Annotated in this window: 14 protein-coding genes; all 14 read left to right on the top strand. The window is 54.2% G+C overall.

Going from position 1 to position 18,610, the window contains the following annotated elements; translation table 11 throughout:
• The first annotated feature begins 9 nt into the window (after positions 1–9).
• Positions 10–1,098, top strand: a complete 1,089-nt coding sequence (gene leuB / locus G8770_RS02395) for a 3-isopropylmalate dehydrogenase (RefSeq protein ID WP_167181422.1) — start codon at positions 10–12, stop codon at positions 1,096–1,098.
• A gap of 219 nt (positions 1,099–1,317) precedes the next feature.
• Positions 1,318–2,427, top strand: coding sequence for an aspartate-semialdehyde dehydrogenase (gene asd / locus G8770_RS02390; protein ID WP_167181420.1), 1,110 nt, complete (start codon positions 1,318–1,320; stop codon positions 2,425–2,427).
• 496 nt (positions 2,428–2,923) lie between these two features.
• Positions 2,924–6,343: a FimV/HubP family polar landmark protein gene (locus G8770_RS02385; RefSeq protein WP_167181418.1), complete on the top strand. Its 3,420-nt coding sequence runs from the start codon at positions 2,924–2,926 to the stop codon at positions 6,341–6,343.
• Between the two features lie 152 nt (positions 6,344–6,495).
• Positions 6,496–7,398 (top strand): tRNA pseudouridine(38-40) synthase TruA, encoded by a 903-nt coding sequence (gene truA / locus G8770_RS02380; protein WP_167181416.1) that lies wholly within the window; start codon positions 6,496–6,498, stop codon positions 7,396–7,398.
• A 214-nt stretch (positions 7,399–7,612) separates the two neighbouring features.
• Positions 7,613–8,248: a phosphoribosylanthranilate isomerase gene (locus G8770_RS02375; RefSeq protein ID WP_167181414.1), complete on the top strand. Its 636-nt coding sequence runs from the start codon at positions 7,613–7,615 to the stop codon at positions 8,246–8,248.
• A gap of 1 nt (position 8,249) precedes the next feature.
• Entirely contained in the window at positions 8,250–9,467 is a 1,218-nt protein-coding gene (gene trpB, locus G8770_RS02370; protein ID WP_425049903.1) for a tryptophan synthase subunit beta, read from the top strand.
• 6 nt (positions 9,468–9,473) lie between these two features.
• Positions 9,474–10,289, top strand: a complete 816-nt coding sequence (trpA, locus tag G8770_RS02365) for a tryptophan synthase subunit alpha (RefSeq protein ID WP_167181411.1) — start codon at positions 9,474–9,476, stop codon at positions 10,287–10,289.
• 351 nt (positions 10,290–10,640) lie between these two features.
• Positions 10,641–11,516: an acetyl-CoA carboxylase, carboxyltransferase subunit beta gene (gene accD, locus G8770_RS02360; protein WP_167181409.1), complete on the top strand. Its 876-nt coding sequence runs from the start codon at positions 10,641–10,643 to the stop codon at positions 11,514–11,516.
• Positions 11,517–11,791: 275 nt separating this feature from the next.
• Positions 11,792–13,063 carry a bifunctional tetrahydrofolate synthase/dihydrofolate synthase gene (folC, locus tag G8770_RS02355; protein WP_167181407.1) on the top strand — a complete coding sequence of 424 codons (1,272 nt, stop codon included), beginning with the start codon at positions 11,792–11,794 and terminating at the stop codon, positions 13,061–13,063.
• Between the two features lie 159 nt (positions 13,064–13,222).
• Entirely contained in the window at positions 13,223–13,852 is a 630-nt protein-coding gene (locus G8770_RS02350) for an SPOR domain-containing protein (protein WP_167181405.1), read from the top strand.
• A gap of 96 nt (positions 13,853–13,948) precedes the next feature.
• Positions 13,949–14,443: a CvpA family protein gene (locus G8770_RS02345; protein ID WP_167181403.1), complete on the top strand. Its 495-nt coding sequence runs from the start codon at positions 13,949–13,951 to the stop codon at positions 14,441–14,443.
• A 41-nt stretch (positions 14,444–14,484) separates the two neighbouring features.
• Positions 14,485–16,029, top strand: coding sequence for an amidophosphoribosyltransferase (gene purF / locus G8770_RS02340; protein WP_167181401.1), 1,545 nt, complete (start codon positions 14,485–14,487; stop codon positions 16,027–16,029).
• Between the two features lie 189 nt (positions 16,030–16,218).
• The gene (locus G8770_RS02335) at positions 16,219–17,412 is read left to right on the top strand and encodes an O-succinylhomoserine sulfhydrylase (protein ID WP_167181399.1); all 1,194 of its coding nucleotides are present in this window, start codon (positions 16,219–16,221) and stop codon (positions 17,410–17,412) included.
• Between the two features lie 96 nt (positions 17,413–17,508).
• On the top strand, positions 17,509–18,429 hold the full coding sequence (locus G8770_RS02330) for an AAA family ATPase (protein ID WP_167181397.1): 921 nt from the start codon (positions 17,509–17,511) through the stop codon (positions 18,427–18,429).
• The last annotated feature ends 181 nt before the right edge of the window (positions 18,430–18,610 follow it).

The raw sequence follows: 18,610 nt of genomic DNA, 5'->3' as shown, positions 1-18,610 counted from the left end.
GGAATTAAAATGAGTAAAAATGTACTGATCATGGAAGGGGACGGTATCGGCCCCGAGATCATCGCGGAAGCCCGCAAGGTGCTGGAAGCGGTGAATGAAAAAGACGGTCTGGGCCTGAATTTTGTGGAGGGGATGTTGGGCGGGCGTGCTTACGACGCCTACGGCCATCCTTACCCGGAAGAAACCCGTGAAAAGGCGCGCGCCGCCGACGCTATTTTGTTTGGTTCTGTGGGTGGTCCCCAGTGGGACGGTAAAACCGAGCGCCATCTGCGTCCGGAGGCCGGTTTACTGGATATTCGCGCTGATTTGGATCTGTTTGCCAACCTGCGTCCAGCGATCACTTTCAAGCAATTGGCCGATGCCTCACCGCTGAAGCCGGAACTGGTGGCAGGACTGGATATTTTGATCGTGCGCGAGCTGACCGGCGGTATCTACTTTGGTGGCCCGCGGGGCATTCGCACCCTGGAAAACGGTGAACGTCAGGGTTACAACACCGACGTCTACAGCGAGTCCGAAATTCGTCGCATTGGTAAGGTCGCGTTTGATTCCGCGCAGAAGCGGGGCAAGCGAGTCTGCTCAGTGGACAAGGCGAACGTCATGGAAGTGTCGGTGTTGTGGCGTGAAGTGATGGAAGAGGTCGCCAAGGACTATCCGGACGTTGAGCTGAGCCACATGTACGTGGATAACGCGGCCATGCAGCTGGTGGTGAATCCGAAGCAGTTTGACGTGATTGTAACCGGCAACCTGTTTGGCGATATCCTCTCGGATGAGGCATCCATGCTGACCGGTTCGATTGGCATGTTGCCATCGGCTTCATTAAACGAAGGCAGTCAGGGCTTTTATGAGCCCTCGCACGGCTCGGCGCCGGACATTGCCGGCCAGGGCATTGCCAACCCCCTGGCGACGATTATGTCGGCGGCTATGTTGCTGCGCTACTCACTGGCGGCAGGGGATTCAGCCGACAGTGTGGAGGCCGCTGTGTCAAATGTGTTGGATCAGGGGCTGCGCACCGGTGACATTATGTCGGCTGGAATGACTAAAGTGTCCACCTCTGAAATGGGTGATGCGGTTGTCAAGGCGCTGCTGGCAGCTCATTAATTGTCTGCCTGACCATTATCCTGGGGCGTACGGCAGGCTGCTGTGTCGCCCTCCAGGGGCTTGGTTGTTTTGACTGCTGTAAAAGTCTCAATGCCAGGGGCGGTGCGGGCTGGCGGCTGTTTGCGGGTCCGCTTTACCCCGTGTCCCGGTATTCTTTTCTCAAATGTGTTATTATTTCCCCCTAAATTTTCCACTTTCAAATGTAGTTGAGAGGGTACGATGCGTGTAGGTTTTGTAGGTTGGCGTGGGATGGTTGGCTCTGTGTTGATGGAGCGGATGTTGGCAGAAAACGATTTTGCTGATATTGAACCGGTTTTTTTTACGACTTCTAATGTGGGTGGGCAGGGTCCTGCGATTGGCAAGGACATTCCCGCTCTCAAAGACGCGCGCGATATTAAACAATTGGCCACACTGGATGCCATCGTGTCCTGTCAGGGGGGCGATTACACCAAATCCGTGTTTGCCGATTTGCGAGCGTCCGGCTGGAATGGCTATTGGATTGACGCGGCATCCAGTCTGCGTATGTCCAAGGATGCGATCATTGTCCTGGACCCGGTGAATCAGAATGTCATTAAAGATGGCTTGACCAATGGGGTGAAAAACTTCATTGGCGGCAATTGCACTGTCAGCCTGATGTTGATGGGGCTGGGTGGGCTGTTCAAGGAAGACCTGATTGAGTGGGTGTCAGCCATGACTTATCAGGCGGCCAGTGGTGCCGGCGCACAGAATATGCGCGAGTTGATCTCCCAGATGGGTTCTCTGCGCGATGCTGTGGCCCCGGAGTTGGCGGATCCCGCCAGTGCTATTCTCGATATTGACCGCAAAATTGCAGACGCCATGCGCAGTGGTGAATTCCCAACCGATCAGTTTGGGCACCCGCTGGCGGGCAGTTTGCTGCCGTTTATTGATACCCAGTTGGACAATGGCCAGAGTCGCGAAGAGTGGAAAGGGCAGGCGGAAACCAACAAGATTCTGGGTCGCAGTGACTCGCCGATTGCCATTGACGGTACCTGTGTCCGTATTGGCGCTATGCGTTGTCACAGCCAGGCACTGACCATCAAGCTCAAGCAAGATGTGCCACTGACCGAAGTGGAGTCTATCCTCTCCGAGGCCAATGAGTGGGCCAAGTTTGTGCCCAACGACCGTGATATCACTCTGCGCGAGCTCACGCCAACCAAGGTGACGGGTACTTTGTCGGTGCCGGTGGGGCGTCTGCGTAAAATGAACATGGGGCCTGAGTACCTGAATGCCTTTACTGTCGGTGATCAGTTGCTGTGGGGGGCTGCCGAGCCCTTGCGCCGTATGCTGCGTATCCTGATTGAGTCCTAGTCGGGTTAAATGCCTCTGATTCAGGGCGTCCGCTCCTTCTGTCTATACCAGCAGGTAAGGCAGAAGGGGTTTCTTATTCTTTAGTTGTATAGATTTGCATCTCCAGCCTGGTCGTCTTGTTTGGCATTCTCTTTTACAATCGCTTTCAGTCTCTTTGTTGTCTTTCAGTTTTGCCTGATGTTGGCATCCAAAGCGCTTTTTTAGAAATCAAATTCCATCGGTGGCTGTCAATAGGTGCCCTTTGTAAAATGAGGCACGCGTCAAGTTATTTGTGCAAAGCATTGAGCATCGCGGCCTGAAACAAAGGCGCCTTGTTGATAAAAAGCTATTTATAATGAATACTTACGGCCATTAATGAAGAACCATTCGAGGTTTGGGGGCGCTTGCTCCCGCTTCGTCGATGATTGTCGGGTTCACCTGAGCCATGCCGATATGGATATCGGATCAGAAATGGGGTGGCGCTTGGGGGCCAGGGAGATAATAAAAGGAACGTTCTATGCGTCTTCGTAAGCTGGCGTTAGCAGTGGGTCTGGCGAGTGCACTTGGGGCCGAAATGGCCAGCGCTCTGGGTTTGGGTGAGATCAAGCTGTTTTCAACATTAAATCAGCCGTTACAAGCTGAAATTAAGTTGTTGCAAGCTCGGGAGCTTACCGAAAATGAAATTCTGATCAGCCTGGCTTCCCGTGAAGATTTCCAGCGGGTCGGGATTGATCGTGTCTTTTTCTTATCGGACCTGCGTTTTGAGGTGGATCTTGAGGCCAAAGCCGGGCCTGTCATCCGTGTGACCAGCAGCAAGCCCGTCATGGAACCTTATTTAAATTTCCTGCTTGAAAGCCAGTGGCCCAATGGTCGCATTTTGCGCGAATATACTCTGCTGATGGATTTGCCCGTCTTCTCGGAGGATCGTACTGCGGCGGTTCAGAGTGCCCGCACCACCTCGGCAAGAACTTTACCCGCGCAGCCGCAGGCCACCCGCACACAAGCGGCCCGGCCATCAGCACAGCAGCCCGAGGCCCCCCGGCCGCAGGCTCGCTCTACGGCTTCCCCGGCTTCGGCGGGGTCACAAGACGGTGTTTATGGGCCTGTTGGCTCAAATGACACACTCTGGGAAATTGCCCTTAAGGTGCGCCCTGGTCGTGAATACTCTGTCCAGCAGACTATGCTGGCGATTCAACGCCTGAACCCTGAAGCCTTTATTAATGGCAATATCAACCTGTTGCGCAAGGGGCAGGTGCTGCGTGTGCCGGCCAGTTCCGACATCGACAGTGTTGGCGTTCGGCAAGCCATCAGCGAAGTCGCGCAACAGAATTCTCAGTGGTCCGGCGGGGATGGCGAGCCGGTAGGGGCGCAACTGGATGGCAGCAAGCGCCAGAGCGGAGTATCTGGTTCTACCGCGACAGGCGTGTCTGGTCGGTTGAAAGTCTCTGGTGCAGAGGCTGCTGAGTCCTTACAGGCTGGGCGTGCGGCGGGTGAAGTCGGTGGAGACGCTGAAGCCCTGCAAAATGAATTGGCCATTTCTTTAGAGCAGTTAGACAGCTCCCGGCGGGAAAATTCTGACCTTAAAGATCGCGTGACCGAACTGGAAGATCAGATTGATACCATGGAGCGGTTACTGGAAGTCTCCAGTCAAGAGCTGCGGGCATTACAGTTGGGGACGCAACAAAATACAGAAGCAGCGGCTGCTCTCGAGGCGCAGGCGCAAGTTAAGCCCCAGGTAGAGGCACCGGCACAGCCGGAGGTAAAAGCAGCGCCTGCCAAGCCTGATGCCAGTAAGGTAGTGCGCTCGGCCAAGCCTAAAGAGCCGTCGTTCATGGATATGGTCATGGACAATATCCTCTACATTGGCGGTGGACTGCTTGCTATTTTCGCGGCGGTATTGTTGCTGTTGCGCCGTCGTCAAGCCAGTGAAGATGAGACACTGGAGCCAATCGGTGGCAATGTTGCAGGCGTCGATAAAGATTCCGATATGCTGGAGTCAGCGCTGGGAGCGGGTGTGGCGGAAGATTTTGAGCCCGCCCTTGAAGAAGACATAAACCTGGCCGACGAAGATGATTTCGCTGATCTGGATGAGGTCGCTCCCACGGAAGCGGAAACCGATGATGTTGTCGGCGAGGCTGATATCTACATTGCCTATGGGAAATTTGATCAGGCGGAAGAGATGCTGCAGAAGGCAATTGATGCCGATGCAAGCAACACCGCTGCTCGCCTGAAGCTGATGGAGGTCTACCTCGAAACTCAGGACGAGGAGAAGTTTGACTACCAGTATGCCGAAATCGTTATGCAGGGGGATGATGCATCGATTGCGCGTGCCGATGACCTCAAAGCCCAGCTAAATGTTGATGCCCCTGAGGATACTTTCGAGCTGCCCGCCGAGACTGAGGTGTTCGCTGGTCTCGACGATGATTCATCCGGTGATGACGAGTTTGCGTTCGATAGCGAAGAATTCAGCTTCGACAAAGAGAGCTTGGACTTTGACAAAGAAGACCTGAACTTTGACAAAGAAGACCTGAACTTTGACAAAGAAGACCTGAACTTCGACAAAGAAGATCTGGACTTTGACGAAGTGGATCTGGAGCTGGGTCTGAACGAGGCCAGTGGTGATGAAAAAGCGGCTGAGAACGATGATCTGTCCCTGGGTGAAAACTTTGGGTTGAGTTTCGAGTCTGAATTAACAGCCGCCAAACCCAAGCCTGATACCGAAGCAGAGACCGTTGCACTTGATTCGCTGGATGATGAGCTGTCGCTGGACTTTGATCTGGATAGTGCCGAAGACGATGCCGAAGTTGATGAGCTGGAGATTGATCTCGATTTGGGGCTGGATGAGGGGATGGCTGAAGACACCTTCTCATTGGAGTTGGACGAGCCGCAAGAAAAGCTGGCCTCAGCGCTAAATGATGAAATCGATTCCACGGATTCCCTGGACCTGGATCTGGAGCTGCCTGCGGATTCTACTGAGACGGCCCTGGATCTAGAGTCGGGTGATTCGGACGAAGACGCCTTTGATCTGGATATGGATGATCTGGATTTGGCCGCGTTGGACGAGGAAGTGGATGCGTTGTCCTCAAATATGGACTTTGCTGATGACCTGTTTGGCGAAGAAGACGACAAGCTGGTTTCGTTGGATGATGAGCTGTCGAGCCTGGACGAAGAGTTGTCCGCTTTGGACGAAGACCTTACTCATGGCTCTGCGCTGCCGCTGATGGATTTTGACAGTGAAGCCGTTGGAGCGAGTCGTGTTGAGACCGACGGCGCTGAGTTTGAGGATACGGATGAAGGAACAGACGCTTTAAGTTTGGACGAGCTCTCTCTGGATGACATTCCTACGTTGGGGGCGGATGATGCGCCTGAAGCTGGCGTTCCTGATGTCGACCTGGCGGCCACTGTGGAGTTGGATTCCGCTGATGCCTTTGCTTTAGAGGACAGTGCTGAGTCCCTTGATCTGGAAGACAGCGCTGAAACTCTTGATTTGGAAGACGGCGCTGAGTCCCTTGATTTGGAAGGCAGCGCTGAAGCACTTGATCTGGCATCCTTCGAAGCCTTTGACTTGGATGATGCCGAGGCTCTGCTGGAGGACGGCGGGGCGGATACAGATGACGCCGAATTTGACTTGGCTGCAGATCTCGGACTGAATCTGGAAGAATTGGGGGCCGAGGAGAGTCTTTCCGAGGAGGATGTGTTCACTAAAGCCTTAAATGACTTGCCGTCACCGGAGGACGCCTTTGGTGATGAAGATATCGACGCTGAACTGGATTTCCTGGCGGATACCGATGAAGCGGCTACTAAACTGGACCTGGCGCGAGCTTATATTGATATGGGTGACCAGGATGGGGCGAAAGATATTCTCGGTGAAGTGGTTGTTGAAGGTAACGACGTGCAGAAGCAGGAAGCCGAAGAGCTGTTAACCCGTATCGGTTAAGTGGTCTCAGGCTCTGGGGTTTAATCCCTTTTGGTGTGATTAAGGCCTTGTGTACAATGCGTACGCAGGGCCTTTTTTGTGAGGCAGAGGTTGGTGCGCATGGAAAAGACGGTCTGTCTTGGTTGTGTGCTTCATTGATTGTTTGAGAGATTATGTCGTCAGTTTACCCCCCCAGGCAAAAGCCCTATGTGCGTAACGGTGAAATACTGCAGGACGGGGTGTTTCCGGAAACCATGCACCGTGTGGCTCTGAGTGTTGAATACAACGGCGCTTCCTTTCACGGTTTCCAGAAGCAGCCCAGCGGTGTTGATACGGTGCAAGAGCGGCTGGAAAAAGCGTTATCACAGGTTGCGGATGAGCCGGTGACGCTTATCTGTGCAGGTCGAACCGACGCCGGTGTGCATGGAACCAATCAGGTGGTGCATTTCGATACTCTGTCCGTTCGCCCCGTTAAAGCCTGGACGCGTGGTGTGAATGCGTTACTGCCGGACTCGGTCAGTGTCAAATGGGCTCAGCCGGTAAGTCCGTACTTTCATGCGCGTTTCAGTGCCCGTCATCGCACCTATCGATATGTCATTGCCAATACGCCAGCACGCCCGGCATTGGGCTATCAGCAGATGACCTGGGTTCGGCAGGCGCTGGATGTGTCGGCCATGCGCGAAGCATCCAAAGCGTTGATTGGAGAACATGATTTCACCTCATTTAGGGCTGCCCAGTGCCAGGCCCGCAGCCCCGTGCGCCGAATTCACTATCTGGATATTGCCCGCAAAGGGGATCTGGTGGTCGTTGAAGTTCAGGCCAATGCCTTTTTGCATCATATGGTGCGCAATATCATGGGGGTGTTGTTGGCGATAGGGGCTGGTGAGCAGCCGGTGGCCTGGACTGCGGATGTGTTGCGGGCCTGTGATCGCCGTAAAGCCGGAGTCACCGCGAAGCCGAATGGCTTGCACCTGGTGGCCATTGCCTACCCCGAAGAGTTTGGTTTACCGGTGGTGGCTCCCGGTCCGGCGTACTTCCCTGAAGGGTTGGGTGAATTTGGACGCCAGGGTGCTTGAATACAGCATTTAAAGTGGATATCTGGTAGTATCGGCCCCTAAAAATTTATCGTTTCCGAGAGGCAGATTGTGTTGTGTCTGCTGATTGAAGTAAAAATATTGCTGAGTTCAGCCGGTTGATGGCACCGATCTTGATATTGATGCATTCATCTGGGTGAGCTGGAAATTTTGGGTTAGAGCTGAGCATCAACCCGTACAAATGATCAGGCGCACTATGACCCAATCCGTTCGAGTTAAAATTTGTGGCATCACCAGTGTGGCGGATGCGCAGGCCGCAGTCGCCGCAGGCGCCGACGCTATCGGATTGGTGTTTTACCGTAACAGCCCAAGGGCGGTCAGTGTTGCCCAGGCTGCCGAAATTGCCCGCAGTGTCGGACCCTTTGTGACGGTGGTGGGGTTGTTTGTGAATGAAGGCTCAGATGCAGTATTTGATATTTTGCAGCAAGTGCCACTGCACGTATTACAGTTCCACGGGGACGAAGACGAAGACTATTGTCGACAGTTTCAGCGGCCTTATTTGAAAGCATTACGCATGAAGGAAGGTTTGGATGTATCAGCAACGATGGCGAAGTTCACTTCTGCGGTAGGTATTTTACTGGATGCTTATCGCCCCGGCGTCCCGGGCGGAACCGGGGACACCTTTGATTGGCAGCGGGTGCCAGGCGAAAGTCTGGTGCCAGTGGTACTGGCAGGAGGGCTGACCCCAAAGAATGTCGGCCAGGCGATCGCGGCCACGAAAATATATGGTGTTGATGTGAGCGGGGGAGTTGAGGCTTCACCGGGACAAAAAGACACTGACAAAATGATGGCGTTTGTTCGCCATGCGAAAGCGGAGAAAAGCAGTGAGTGATATCGAGAAAAAGGCAGCTGTAGACTATTCCCAGTTTCCAGATGCGCAAGGACATTTTGGCCCCTATGGCGGGCGCTTTGTATCGGAAACCCTGATGCCCGCTCTGGATGAGCTGGAAAAAATGTACACCCGTCTGAAAAACGATCCTGAGTTTCAGAAAGAATTTGATTACGACCTGGCCCATTACGTTGGACGTCCATCCCCGCTGTATCATGCCGAGCGCTGGAGTCGGGAGTTGGGGGGAGCGCAGATTTACCTGAAGCGTGAAGATCTGAACCACACTGGCGCCCATAAGGTAAACAATACTATTGGTCAGGCGCTGTTGGCGAAATACAGCGGTAAATCCCGCATCATTGCCGAAACCGGAGCGGGGCAGCACGGTGTGGCATCGGCGACCGTTGCCGCTCGTTTGGGGCTGAAGTGTGAAGTCTACATGGGGGCTGAAGATGTTCAGCGCCAATCGTTGAATGTCTACCGGATGAAGTTGCTGGGGGCGACCGTACACCCGGTAGAGTCTGGCTCGCGCACCCTGAAAGATGCCATGAACGAAGCCATGCGCGATTGGGTGACCAACGTCGACGATACTTTTTACATCATTGGCACCGTGGCGGGGCCTCACCCCTACCCGCAGCTGGTCCGTGATTTTCAGTGTGTGATCGGCCGTGAAGCTCGCGAGCAGTGTTTGAAGCAGGCGGGCAAGCTGCCTGACGCGCTGGTGGCCTGTGTCGGTGGAGGCTCCAATGCGATTGGCTTGTTTCACCCGTTTTTGGAAGATGAAGGGGTTAAAATTTACGGCGTTGAAGCGGGTGGCTATGGTGTTGAAACGGGCAAGCACGCAGCCCCTTTGAACGACGGTATTCCCGGTGTTCTGCATGGCAATCGCACGTACCTGATGGAAGACGAAGACGGTCAAATCATAGAAACCCATTCTGTCTCCGCGGGCCTTGATTACCCTGGTGTCGGCCCAGAACACGCCTGGTTGAAAGACATCGGTCGCGCCGAGTACGTGGCGATTAATGATGATGAGGCGATGGCCGCCTTCCGAACCCTGACCCAGGTCGAGGGAATTATGCCGGCGCTGGAGTCCAGTCATGCGCTGGCCTATGCCGAGAAACTGGCGAAAACCATGGATAAGGATCAGATTATTGTGGTTAACCTGTCGGGTCGTGGTGATAAAGATATTCTGACCGTTGCTGCCATTGACGGGATTGAGGTGTAAGGATTGATGAATCGTATAACTGCACGTTTGGCAGAGGCCAAACAACAAGGTCGTAAAGCGCTGGTGACTTACATCGTCTGTGGGGACCCGATACCTGAGGCCACGTTAACGACGATGCATGCGATGGTCGAAGCGGGTGTCGATATTATTGAACTGGGTGTGCCTTTTTCAGACCCAATGGCTGAGGGGCCTGTTATCGCTTTGGGGCACGAACGGGCTCTGGCTAATAAGACCTCACTGAAGTCTACAATGGCGGTGGTCAAGGCTTTTCGCGAAACCAATAATGGCACACCCGTCGTTTTGATGGGGTATGCCAACCCGGTAGAGCGGATGGGGTATGAGGCTTTTGCGGTTCAGGCCAGTGACGCTGGCGTTGATGGCCTGCTGACCGTCGATTTACCCCCGGAAGAGGCTGCGCCATTGAACGTGGAGCTGAAAAAAGCCGGGATTGAAAATATCTTCCTGCTGGCACCCACCACATCCAATGAGCGCGCCGAAAGCATTGCCAAACTGGCCAGTGGCTTTCTGTACTATGTTTCATTGAAAGGTGTCACCGGTGCCGGTCATTTGGACGTGGCCTCAGTAGAGGCCAAATTGTCCGATTTGCGGAAGATCACCGACTTGCCGATTTGTGTGGGTTTTGGCATTAAAGATGCTTCAACTGCCAAGGCCATTGGTCAATACGCTGACGGTGCTGTGGTCGGCAGTTTGTTGGTCGATCGCATGGGCGCGATGGCGGATCAAAGCCCGGAAGCTATTGCTGGGGCTGTGGTTGAGTTGATAGCCCCTATCCGTCAGGGGCTGGATGAGTTGGCGTCTTAGTCGGTGTGCTGCTGGCTTCTGTAGTGGGTGCGCTGCTGGCTTTTGGCTGACGCGAGAGTTGAAATTGCATGGGGTAATACCCTGTGCGGGTTAAACGCGGGACGGTATAGGCGCAGGCGCTATTACAGTCAGGCATTAACCCGGTATTAATTGCCCGCTTTAAATAAACCCGGCTCGAGGTTAAAGCGGGTGACGTTGAAGGCAAACCCACTGGTTTTGCCGGATGCTGGAAACGTTATTCGGTAGAGATTGAAATAAGCCCAGTTTCGAGGTCGATGCTCGACTGGGTCAAATAACAACAAATAGCGGTGTGCTATGGTACGCATACGGCTAAACAAGGGATCTGACATTATGAGTTGGTTAGACAAAATTGTTCCCAACGTTGTGCGTTCACAGCGTGGTTCTCAACGCTCTCGTGGCCAGAGCAAAGTGCCTGAGGGATTGTGGAAAAAGTGTGTTAAATGCAGCGCGGTGCTTTATCGTCCCGAGCTGGAGCGCAATCTGGATGTTTGCCCCAAGTGTGAGCACCACATGCGTATCGGCGCTCGTAAACGTCTCGATATTTTCCTCGATGAAAATAATCGTGAAGAGTTGGCCACCGATGTGGAGCCGATCGATCATCTGAAGTTCAAAGATGTGAAAAAATACAAGGATCGTCTGGTGTCCGCTCAAAAAAGCACGGGCGAGAAAGATGCTCTGGTGGCCATGCGGGGCGAATTGAACGGCTTGCCGGTTGTGGCGGTCGCCTTTGAATTTGCCTTTCACGGTGGCTCCATGGGCTACGTGGTCGGTGAAAAGTTCACTCGCGCAGCCCAGGTGGCTTTAAAAGAAGACATCCCTTTGATCTGCTTCTCCGCCACGGGTGGAGCCCGTATGCAGGAAGCGTTGATCTCGTTGATGCAGATGGCCAAAACCAGTGCTGTGATTGAGCGTTTGAAACAGCAGGGTACCCCCTACATTTCAATCATGACGGACCCGGTTTACGGCGGGGTTTCTGCCAGTCTGGCGTTGCTGGGTGATATCAATGCGGCAGAGCCTGGCGCTCGCGCGGGTTTTGCCGGTCCCAACATCATTGAGCAAACCATCCGTCAGAAACTGCCAAAAGGGTTCCAGTTGAGTGAGTTTCTGTTGGAGCACGGTGCAATTGACATGATTATCCCCCGTCATGAGATGCGCGAGAGGCTCAGCAGCCTGTTGACCAAATTTACCGAGCGCCCGGCTGCCTGATTTGCCAGGCGTTTGGAAGAGGCGTGCGTGAAGCGGACCGCGCAGACAGGTCCCTGGTGTTGACCTCTTGCGGCGACGGGTTCCGGCAATTAACGTGCTAGAATGAAGCCTCCTTTAAAAAAAGCCCCTTTAAGGGGCTTTTTTTATAACTATTGCAGCGCATGGACAGTTCAGTTAAAACAACGCTTAATATAACTACGACAATAACCAGCGATGTTTCGATTCTGGCCGCCTGATGGGTAGAATGTTGAGTGGCTGGATGTTCAGGAAAGTTAATGAGATATACCGAATTAAATGACTGGTTGACCTGGCAGGAAAAACTGCACAGCTCCGAAATAGATATGGGACTCGAGCGGGTCCGGACGGTTGCAGAGCGCATGCAGTTACTGACGCCCGATGCACAGGTCGTGTCTGTGGCCGGGACCAATGGCAAAGGGTCCTGCGTAGCCACTTTGGAGGCTTTGTGCGTCGCCCAAGGGGTCAGTGTGGGGGCATTTACCTCGCCGCATTTACAGCGTTATAACGAGCGTATTCGCGTTGGCGGTCAAACGGTGACAGACCAGCAGATCTGTGAATCTTTCGAGCGCATTGATCAGGCGCGGGGGGATATTTCCCTGACGTATTTTGAGTTCGGCACCCTGGCCGCCATTGATATATTTCACCAGCAGCAGGTGGATGTGATGTTGCTGGAAGTGGGGCTGGGGGGGCGCTTGGACGCGGTGAATATTGTGGATGCCGATGTGTCTATAGTGACCTCCATCGCGCTGGATCACGAGGAGTGGCTGGGGTCGGACATCAATGTCATTGGCTTTGAAAAAGCCGGTATCTATCGACCGCACCGCTGGGCGATTTGTGCCGATGAACAGGCGCCCTCGTCGGTGGCGGATTATGCCCACGATATTGGCGCCTATTGGGTGGCGATGGGCATGTCCCTCAATATGACTTTGGATCCTGTGCACAAGCGCTGGTCCTGGCAGGGTGTGACGGAAGAGGGGGGATTGCTGCAGCGGGAAAACTTGCCTTTGCCAAAATTGCCTTTGCCCAGTGTGGCAGCCGCTCTGCAGGGCTTTGTGCTGTTGGGCAAGCCACTGCCTGAGCATTTGTCGTCTTTGCTGGAGAACCTGACGTTGTCCGGTCGCGCCCAGAGAGTGCAGCACGGCGGGACTCACTTTTTGCTGGATGTGGCCCACAACCCGGCCGCCGCAGAAATGCTGGCTGAGCGGCTGGTTGGCGAAACCTGTGACGGCGAGACTCATTGCATCGTGGCCATGATGGCGGATAAGGATCGTGCCGGGGTGTTTCTGGCATTGAAGCCACTGATTTCTGAGTGGCATGTGGCGGGCCTGCCCGACAATAGCCGCGCGGCCTCGGCTGCGCAGTTAGCGCAAGATCTGGAGCAATTGGGCTGCCCGTCTACGGTGCATGTCAATGTGCCTGAAGCCATCGCGTACCTGAAAGGGCGGGTGGCTCAAAATGACCGGGTAGTGATCATGGGTTCCTTTTTTACAGTGGCTGAGGCATTGTCTGTTTTCGGCTGTGATGCTTGAGCGATAGCCCCGGATTGAGGGCGTGTTGATTAGCAGGGGGTTCGATTAGACCCTGTTTTAATGCGAATAATCGATTTAAGGCGCAAGGTCCTCACGGTCTAAAAACGGCTCTTATTGGGTCAGCATGGTTGTTGGGTTTGGTTAAGGAAAGGTTTACTTGTGGATGACGGGTTGAAACAACGCTTGGTAGGGGCTTTGGTCTTGTTGGCTCTGGGGGTACTTTTTGTGCCGCTGTTATTTGAGCCCGAGCACCGTCGGTCTGTGAATCACACCACCCAAATCCCGCCAGCGCCGGGTATTCAGCCCGTAGAAGTCCGAGCTCCAGAGAGGAACGCGGATATTGAGCCGATGAAACCGGTGGAGGAGATGTACCGCATCATTCCCGAGGCGGAGCTCACACCGCCGGAAACTGAGGGGGCAGCGGCTAAAGCACCAGAAGTCGAGGCCACGCCGGTGAAGGAAAGCGCCACTGCGGCATCTAAAACCCCCACTCCGGTGGTGCAAAAACAGCCCGAGCCCGATCGTAACATTCTGGATGCACAGGGGCTGCCAGGCGCCTGGCTGGTGCAGGTGGCCAGTTTTACCCAGGAAGAGCGAGCCATTGCGCTGAGAGATAAGCTCCTGAAAGATGATTTCCCCGCCTTCACCCGGACGCTGCAAACCTCTAAGGGCAAGGTGACCCGGGTCTACGTTGGGCCTAAAATTAACCGTGAAAAAGCCACAGGATTGAAGGCGACTTTGGATAAATCGCTGAAAATCGACGCCTTGATTGTGCGTTTTACCCCCTGAAGCAGGATAATTAATCCGTAATTAGGTCTAGGTGATAAGGCCTAGCCTTTGTTAGAATGCCGTCCATCAAATGCACAACCCCGGCAGTTACTATTTATGAATTGGGCGGATTGGACGATTATCGGCATTCTTGCTGTCTCCAGCCTTATCGGTCTTAAGCGAGGATTCGTAAAAGAGGCCCTTTCTCTGGTGTGCTGGGCGGCGGCTTTCCTTGTGGCGATGACATTTCATCAACCGCTGGCGGCACTGCTGGCGGATACCATTCCAACCCCCTCTGTCAGACAAATGATCGCTTTTGGTGGCCTTTTTACCGCGACCCTCATTGTGGGGGCGATGGTTAACTATTTAATCGGTGAACTCGTCCGGATGACCGGGCTTTCTGGCACGGATCGCCTGTTTGGCATGATTTTCGGCCTGGCCCGAGGCGGGGTGGTTGTGTTGGCCATTTTATTGTTATTACCGCCGTTGGTGCCTGTGGATCAGGACCCCTGGTGGCGGCAATCAGTGGTGATTCCCCATTTTTTAACCATGGAAGATTGGGCAAGGCAGGCAGGAAGCTTGATTTCGGACAAATTTGTCTCTTTTTTCTAATTTAATCGGTAAACCTGTTTGCAAGGTGAGGTAAGTCTAGTATGTGCGGCATTGTTGGTGTGGTCGGAAAAAGTGACGTCAATCTGCAGTTATATGACGCCCTGACGATGCTGCAGCATCGGGGTCAGGATGCTGCGGGTATCCTGACCTGCCATAACGGTCGCTTCTCTCAGCAGAAGGCCAATGGTTTGGTCCGCGATGTGTTTCGTACCCGTCACATGCAACGGCTGGTGGGGCACTCGGGTATTGGTCACGTGCGCTACCCAACTGCCGGCAGTTCTGGGCCGGCGCTGGCGCAACCGTTTTACGTCAACTCCCCCTATGGTATTGCGCTGGCGCATAACGGCAATTTAACCAATGCGGCGGAAGTGAGCGATGAGCTGTATCGCACTGACATGCGTCACGTAAATACCGACTCTGACTCCGAAGTGCTGTTGAACGTCTTCGCTCAGGAATTGCTGAAACGCAACAAGTTACAGCCGATGGCGGAAGATATTTTTGCCGCCGTCGAAGGTATGCAGAAGCGCATCCGGGGTGGTTATGCCTGTGTTGCCTTGATTGCAAATTATGGCCTGGTGGCTTTCCGCGATCCGCACGGCATTCGACCCCTGGTCTTCGGCAAGCGCGAAACCAAGAAGGGCACCGAGTACATGGTCGCCTCGGAAAGTGTGGCGCTGGATGTGCTGGGCTACACACTGATGCGCGATGTTAAACCCGGTGAAGCGATTTTTATTACCGGCGAGGGAGAATTGCACTCCAAACAGTGTTCTGACGTGGTCGAGCTGGCCCCCTGTATTTTTGAACATGTGTATTTTGCTCGTCCGGATTCCATCATGGATGGGGTCTCGGTGTACAAGTCGCGGCTGCGTCAGGGCGAGCGCCTGGCGGAGAAAATTCTCAAAGAGCGCCCCGATCACGATATTGATGTAGTGGTTCCGATTCCTGATAGCAGTCGGGTTGCCGGCCAGGCCCTGGCCCATGTGCTGGGGGTGAAATTCCGTGAAGGTCTGGTGAAAAACCGCTACATCGGACGTACTTTCATTATGCCGGGCCAGAAAGAGCGCCGTAAGTCGGTGCGCCAGAAACTGAACCCGATTCGCCTGGAGTTTGAAGGTAAAAACGTGATGCTGGTGGATGACTCCATTGTCCGCGGCACGACCTGTCAGCAGATTATTCAAATGGCTCGGGAAGCCGGTGCCGCCAAGGTGTATTTTGCCTCTGCGGCCCCAGCGGTTAAATACCCCAACGTCTACGGCATTGACATGCCCAGCGCCAAAGAGCTGATTGCTCATGGCCGTACCGACCAGGAAGTGTGTGAAGAAATCGGGGCTGACTGGTTGATCTATCAGGACCTGGATGATCTGATTGCTGCATCCCGTGAAGGTAACGAAAACATCAAAGGGTTTGATTGTTCGGTATTCACAGGCGAATACGTCACCGGAGATGTGAACGAGGAGTACCTGTACCAACTGGATGCCGCTCGTAATGACAATCAAAAATCCAAGGGTGACAAACATAATGATGAAGGCGAGAATACTGTCATAGGCCTGCACAATGGCGACGGTGATGATGTGGGGTTAGGCTAATGCCTGATGCTCGCTGAGTATCATTGATTACATTGTAAACGGCAGCCATGGGCTGCCGTTTTTTGTTTGCTAACAAGCGATGATTGTTCGCACGACTTTTATTCACAAGTTTATGGACCCCAGGTTGGATCAAGGTGGTTCATGGACCCAGACACAGAAATACTGTTCAGCAGTTAAGAGGGAATGGCAATGACAGACTTTGACGATCCTTATCTCGATGCCGGCATCGACACTCTGGCTGTGCGAGCGGGTCAAACCCGTTCCGCCGAAGGCGAGCACAGTGAACCGATCTTCACCACCTCCAGCTACGTGTTTGAATCTGCAGCAGCGGCGGCGGCTCGCTTCACGGGCGAAGATCCCGGGAATGTGTACTCGCGTTACACCAATCCCACGGTGCGCATGTTTCAGGATCGCATCGCGGCATTGGAAGGTGGCGAGGCGGCCGTGGCAACGGCTTCGGGGATGGCTGCTATCCTTTCGACCTGCATGGCACTGCTGGAAGCGGGCGACCATGTGGTGTGCTCACGCAGTGTGTTTGGTACCACCACGGCGATGTTTAACCGTTATTTCAAAAAATTCGGGGTAGACATTACCTTTGTTACCGCCACGGATCTGGGTGAATGGGAGGCGGCGCTGACGGAAAAAACCCGTATCCTGTTTTTGGAAACACCGTCTAACCCCTTGTGCGATGTCATAGACCTCAAGGCCCTGTCAGCGATCGCCAAACGCAACGACAGCTTGCTGGTGGTGGATAACTGTTTCTGTACACCGGCACTGCAAAAGCCTTTGGAATTGGGCGCGGACATTGTGGTGCACTCGGCCACCAAATACCTGGACGGCCAGGGACGCTGTGTCGGCGGTGTTGTCGTCGGTCCTAAAAAGTACATGGATGAGCTGGTGGTCTTTCTGCGCACCGCGGGTCCGACCATGAGCCCGTTCAATGCCTGGGTGTTCCTGAAGGGCCTGGAGACGCTGCGACTGCGCATGGACGCCCATTCTGCCAACGCCCTGGCGATGGCAGAATGGCTGGATGCGCAGCCAGAGATCGACAAGGTCTATTACGCCGGCCTCAAAGACCACCCTGGGCATGAACTGGCGGCGCAACAACAGCGCGGCTTTGGTGGGGTACTGTCGTTTCAGGTAAAGGGTGATCAGGCCGCCGCCTGGCGCTTTATCGATGCGACCAAAATCATGTCACTGACCGCTAACCTCGGCGATGCCAAATCCACCATTGTGCACCCGGCGACAACCACGCATGGACGTTTGTCGGACGAAGAAAAAGCCCAGGCCGGCATTACCGAAAATCTGATTCGGGTGTCCGTCGGCCTCGAAGACGTGAAGGATCTGATCAAGGATCTGCAGCGGGGCATTGCGGCGTTGTAACATTCTGGAAACTAGAAACTAGAAACTAGAAACTAGAAACTAGAAACTAGTTACTAAAGCTCGGGTGTGTGTGCTTCAACGGATAAAAAAGACATTATGGATAAACTGATCAAGGCCCTCATCGACGATATTGGCCAGGTGCTGTTGGGCAAAGACGAGCAGGTGAAGATGGCTTTAACCTGCCTGTTTGCCCGCGGCCATTTGTTGCTGGAAGATTTACCCGGTATGGGCAAAACCACACTGGCGCATGCGCTGGCCAATGTGCTGGGGCTGGAGTACAACCGGGTGCAGTTTACCAGTGATTTATTGCCCTCGGATATTCTCGGGGTGTCGGTGTTTGATCGCGCTTCCAACCGTTTTACGTTTCATCCCGGCCCGGTATTTACCCAAGTCCTGCTGGCCGACGAAATCAACCGCACCACGCCCAAAACCCAAAGTGCCTTGCTGGAAGCCATGGCCGAGTATCAGGTGACGGTGGAAGGGGAGACCCGGCAACTGGAAGATCCTTTTTTCGTCATCGCCACGCAAAACCCCTCCAGCCAGTCGGGCACGTTCCCGCTGCCGGAATCACAGCTGGATCGCTTCTTAATGCGCATTGAGCTGGGGTATCCGAATCCGGCAGCGGAGATGGCCATCTACAAGGGCACAGACCCGTCCCGGCGGCTGGCGGAGCTGAGCCCTCGCATTACTCTGCAGCAGTTGGCCGAGATACAAGCCAAAGTGGATGACGTTCAGGCCAGCGAGGCATTGCTCTTGTATCTGCAGCGGTTGGTCAACTTCACCCGCACCTCGCCGGACTTTGCCTATGGCTTATCCACCCGTGGCGCTTTGGCATTGCTGCGCTGCGCCAAAACCTGGGCCATGATCCATGGCCGCGGACATGTGCTGCCTGAAGACATTCAGCAGGTCATGCCAGCGGTGGCGGCCCATCGATTGCGCGACGCGGCCGACTATGGCGACCAGAGCGGTTACGCCCTGGTCGACAAGGTGTTAAGTCAGGTGGATGTGTTGGGGTAATGGGTTAGGCTTGTAGGTGTCTACTGTTCGTGGGTAATTCGGATCGCAAGCTCCCGCAACGAGAGTGTCCTGATAACTGTGTAAACGTCCCGTGACGCGTCAAAGATGAGCCGTTACCCGCTCACCAAATTCGATAGTAAACCGGTTTAGCGCGGGCTTCCAGTTCCTGATCGGCATAGTC

The organism is Pseudomaricurvus hydrocarbonicus (assembly GCF_011602365.1).
Lineage (GTDB): Bacteria > Pseudomonadota > Gammaproteobacteria > Pseudomonadales > Cellvibrionaceae > Pseudomaricurvus > Pseudomaricurvus hydrocarbonicus.
This window is presented reverse-complemented; position numbering and strand designations above follow the sequence as displayed.

Bases quoted from the DNA above. Each gene is read 5' to 3' on its own strand.
- leuB (WP_167181422.1), top strand. From the start codon at position 10: ATGAGTAAAAATGTACTGATCATGGAAGGGGACGGTATCGGCCCCGAG.
- asd (WP_167181420.1), top strand. From the start codon at position 1,318: ATGCGTGTAGGTTTTGTAGGTTGGCGTGGGATGGTTGGCTCTGTGTTG.
- G8770_RS02385 (WP_167181418.1), top strand. From the start codon at position 2,924: ATGCGTCTTCGTAAGCTGGCGTTAGCAGTGGGTCTGGCGAGTGCACTT.
- truA (WP_167181416.1), top strand. From the start codon at position 6,496: ATGTCGTCAGTTTACCCCCCCAGGCAAAAGCCCTATGTGCGTAACGGT.
- G8770_RS02375 (WP_167181414.1), top strand. From the start codon at position 7,613: ATGACCCAATCCGTTCGAGTTAAAATTTGTGGCATCACCAGTGTGGCG.
- trpA (WP_167181411.1), top strand. From the start codon at position 9,474: ATGAATCGTATAACTGCACGTTTGGCAGAGGCCAAACAACAAGGTCGT.
- accD (WP_167181409.1), top strand. From the start codon at position 10,641: ATGAGTTGGTTAGACAAAATTGTTCCCAACGTTGTGCGTTCACAGCGT.
- folC (WP_167181407.1), top strand. From the start codon at position 11,792: ATGAGATATACCGAATTAAATGACTGGTTGACCTGGCAGGAAAAACTG.
- G8770_RS02345 (WP_167181403.1), top strand. From the start codon at position 13,949: ATGAATTGGGCGGATTGGACGATTATCGGCATTCTTGCTGTCTCCAGC.
- purF (WP_167181401.1), top strand. From the start codon at position 14,485: ATGTGCGGCATTGTTGGTGTGGTCGGAAAAAGTGACGTCAATCTGCAG.
- G8770_RS02335 (WP_167181399.1), top strand. From the start codon at position 16,219: ATGACAGACTTTGACGATCCTTATCTCGATGCCGGCATCGACACTCTG.
- G8770_RS02330 (WP_167181397.1), top strand. From the start codon at position 17,509: ATGGATAAACTGATCAAGGCCCTCATCGACGATATTGGCCAGGTGCTG.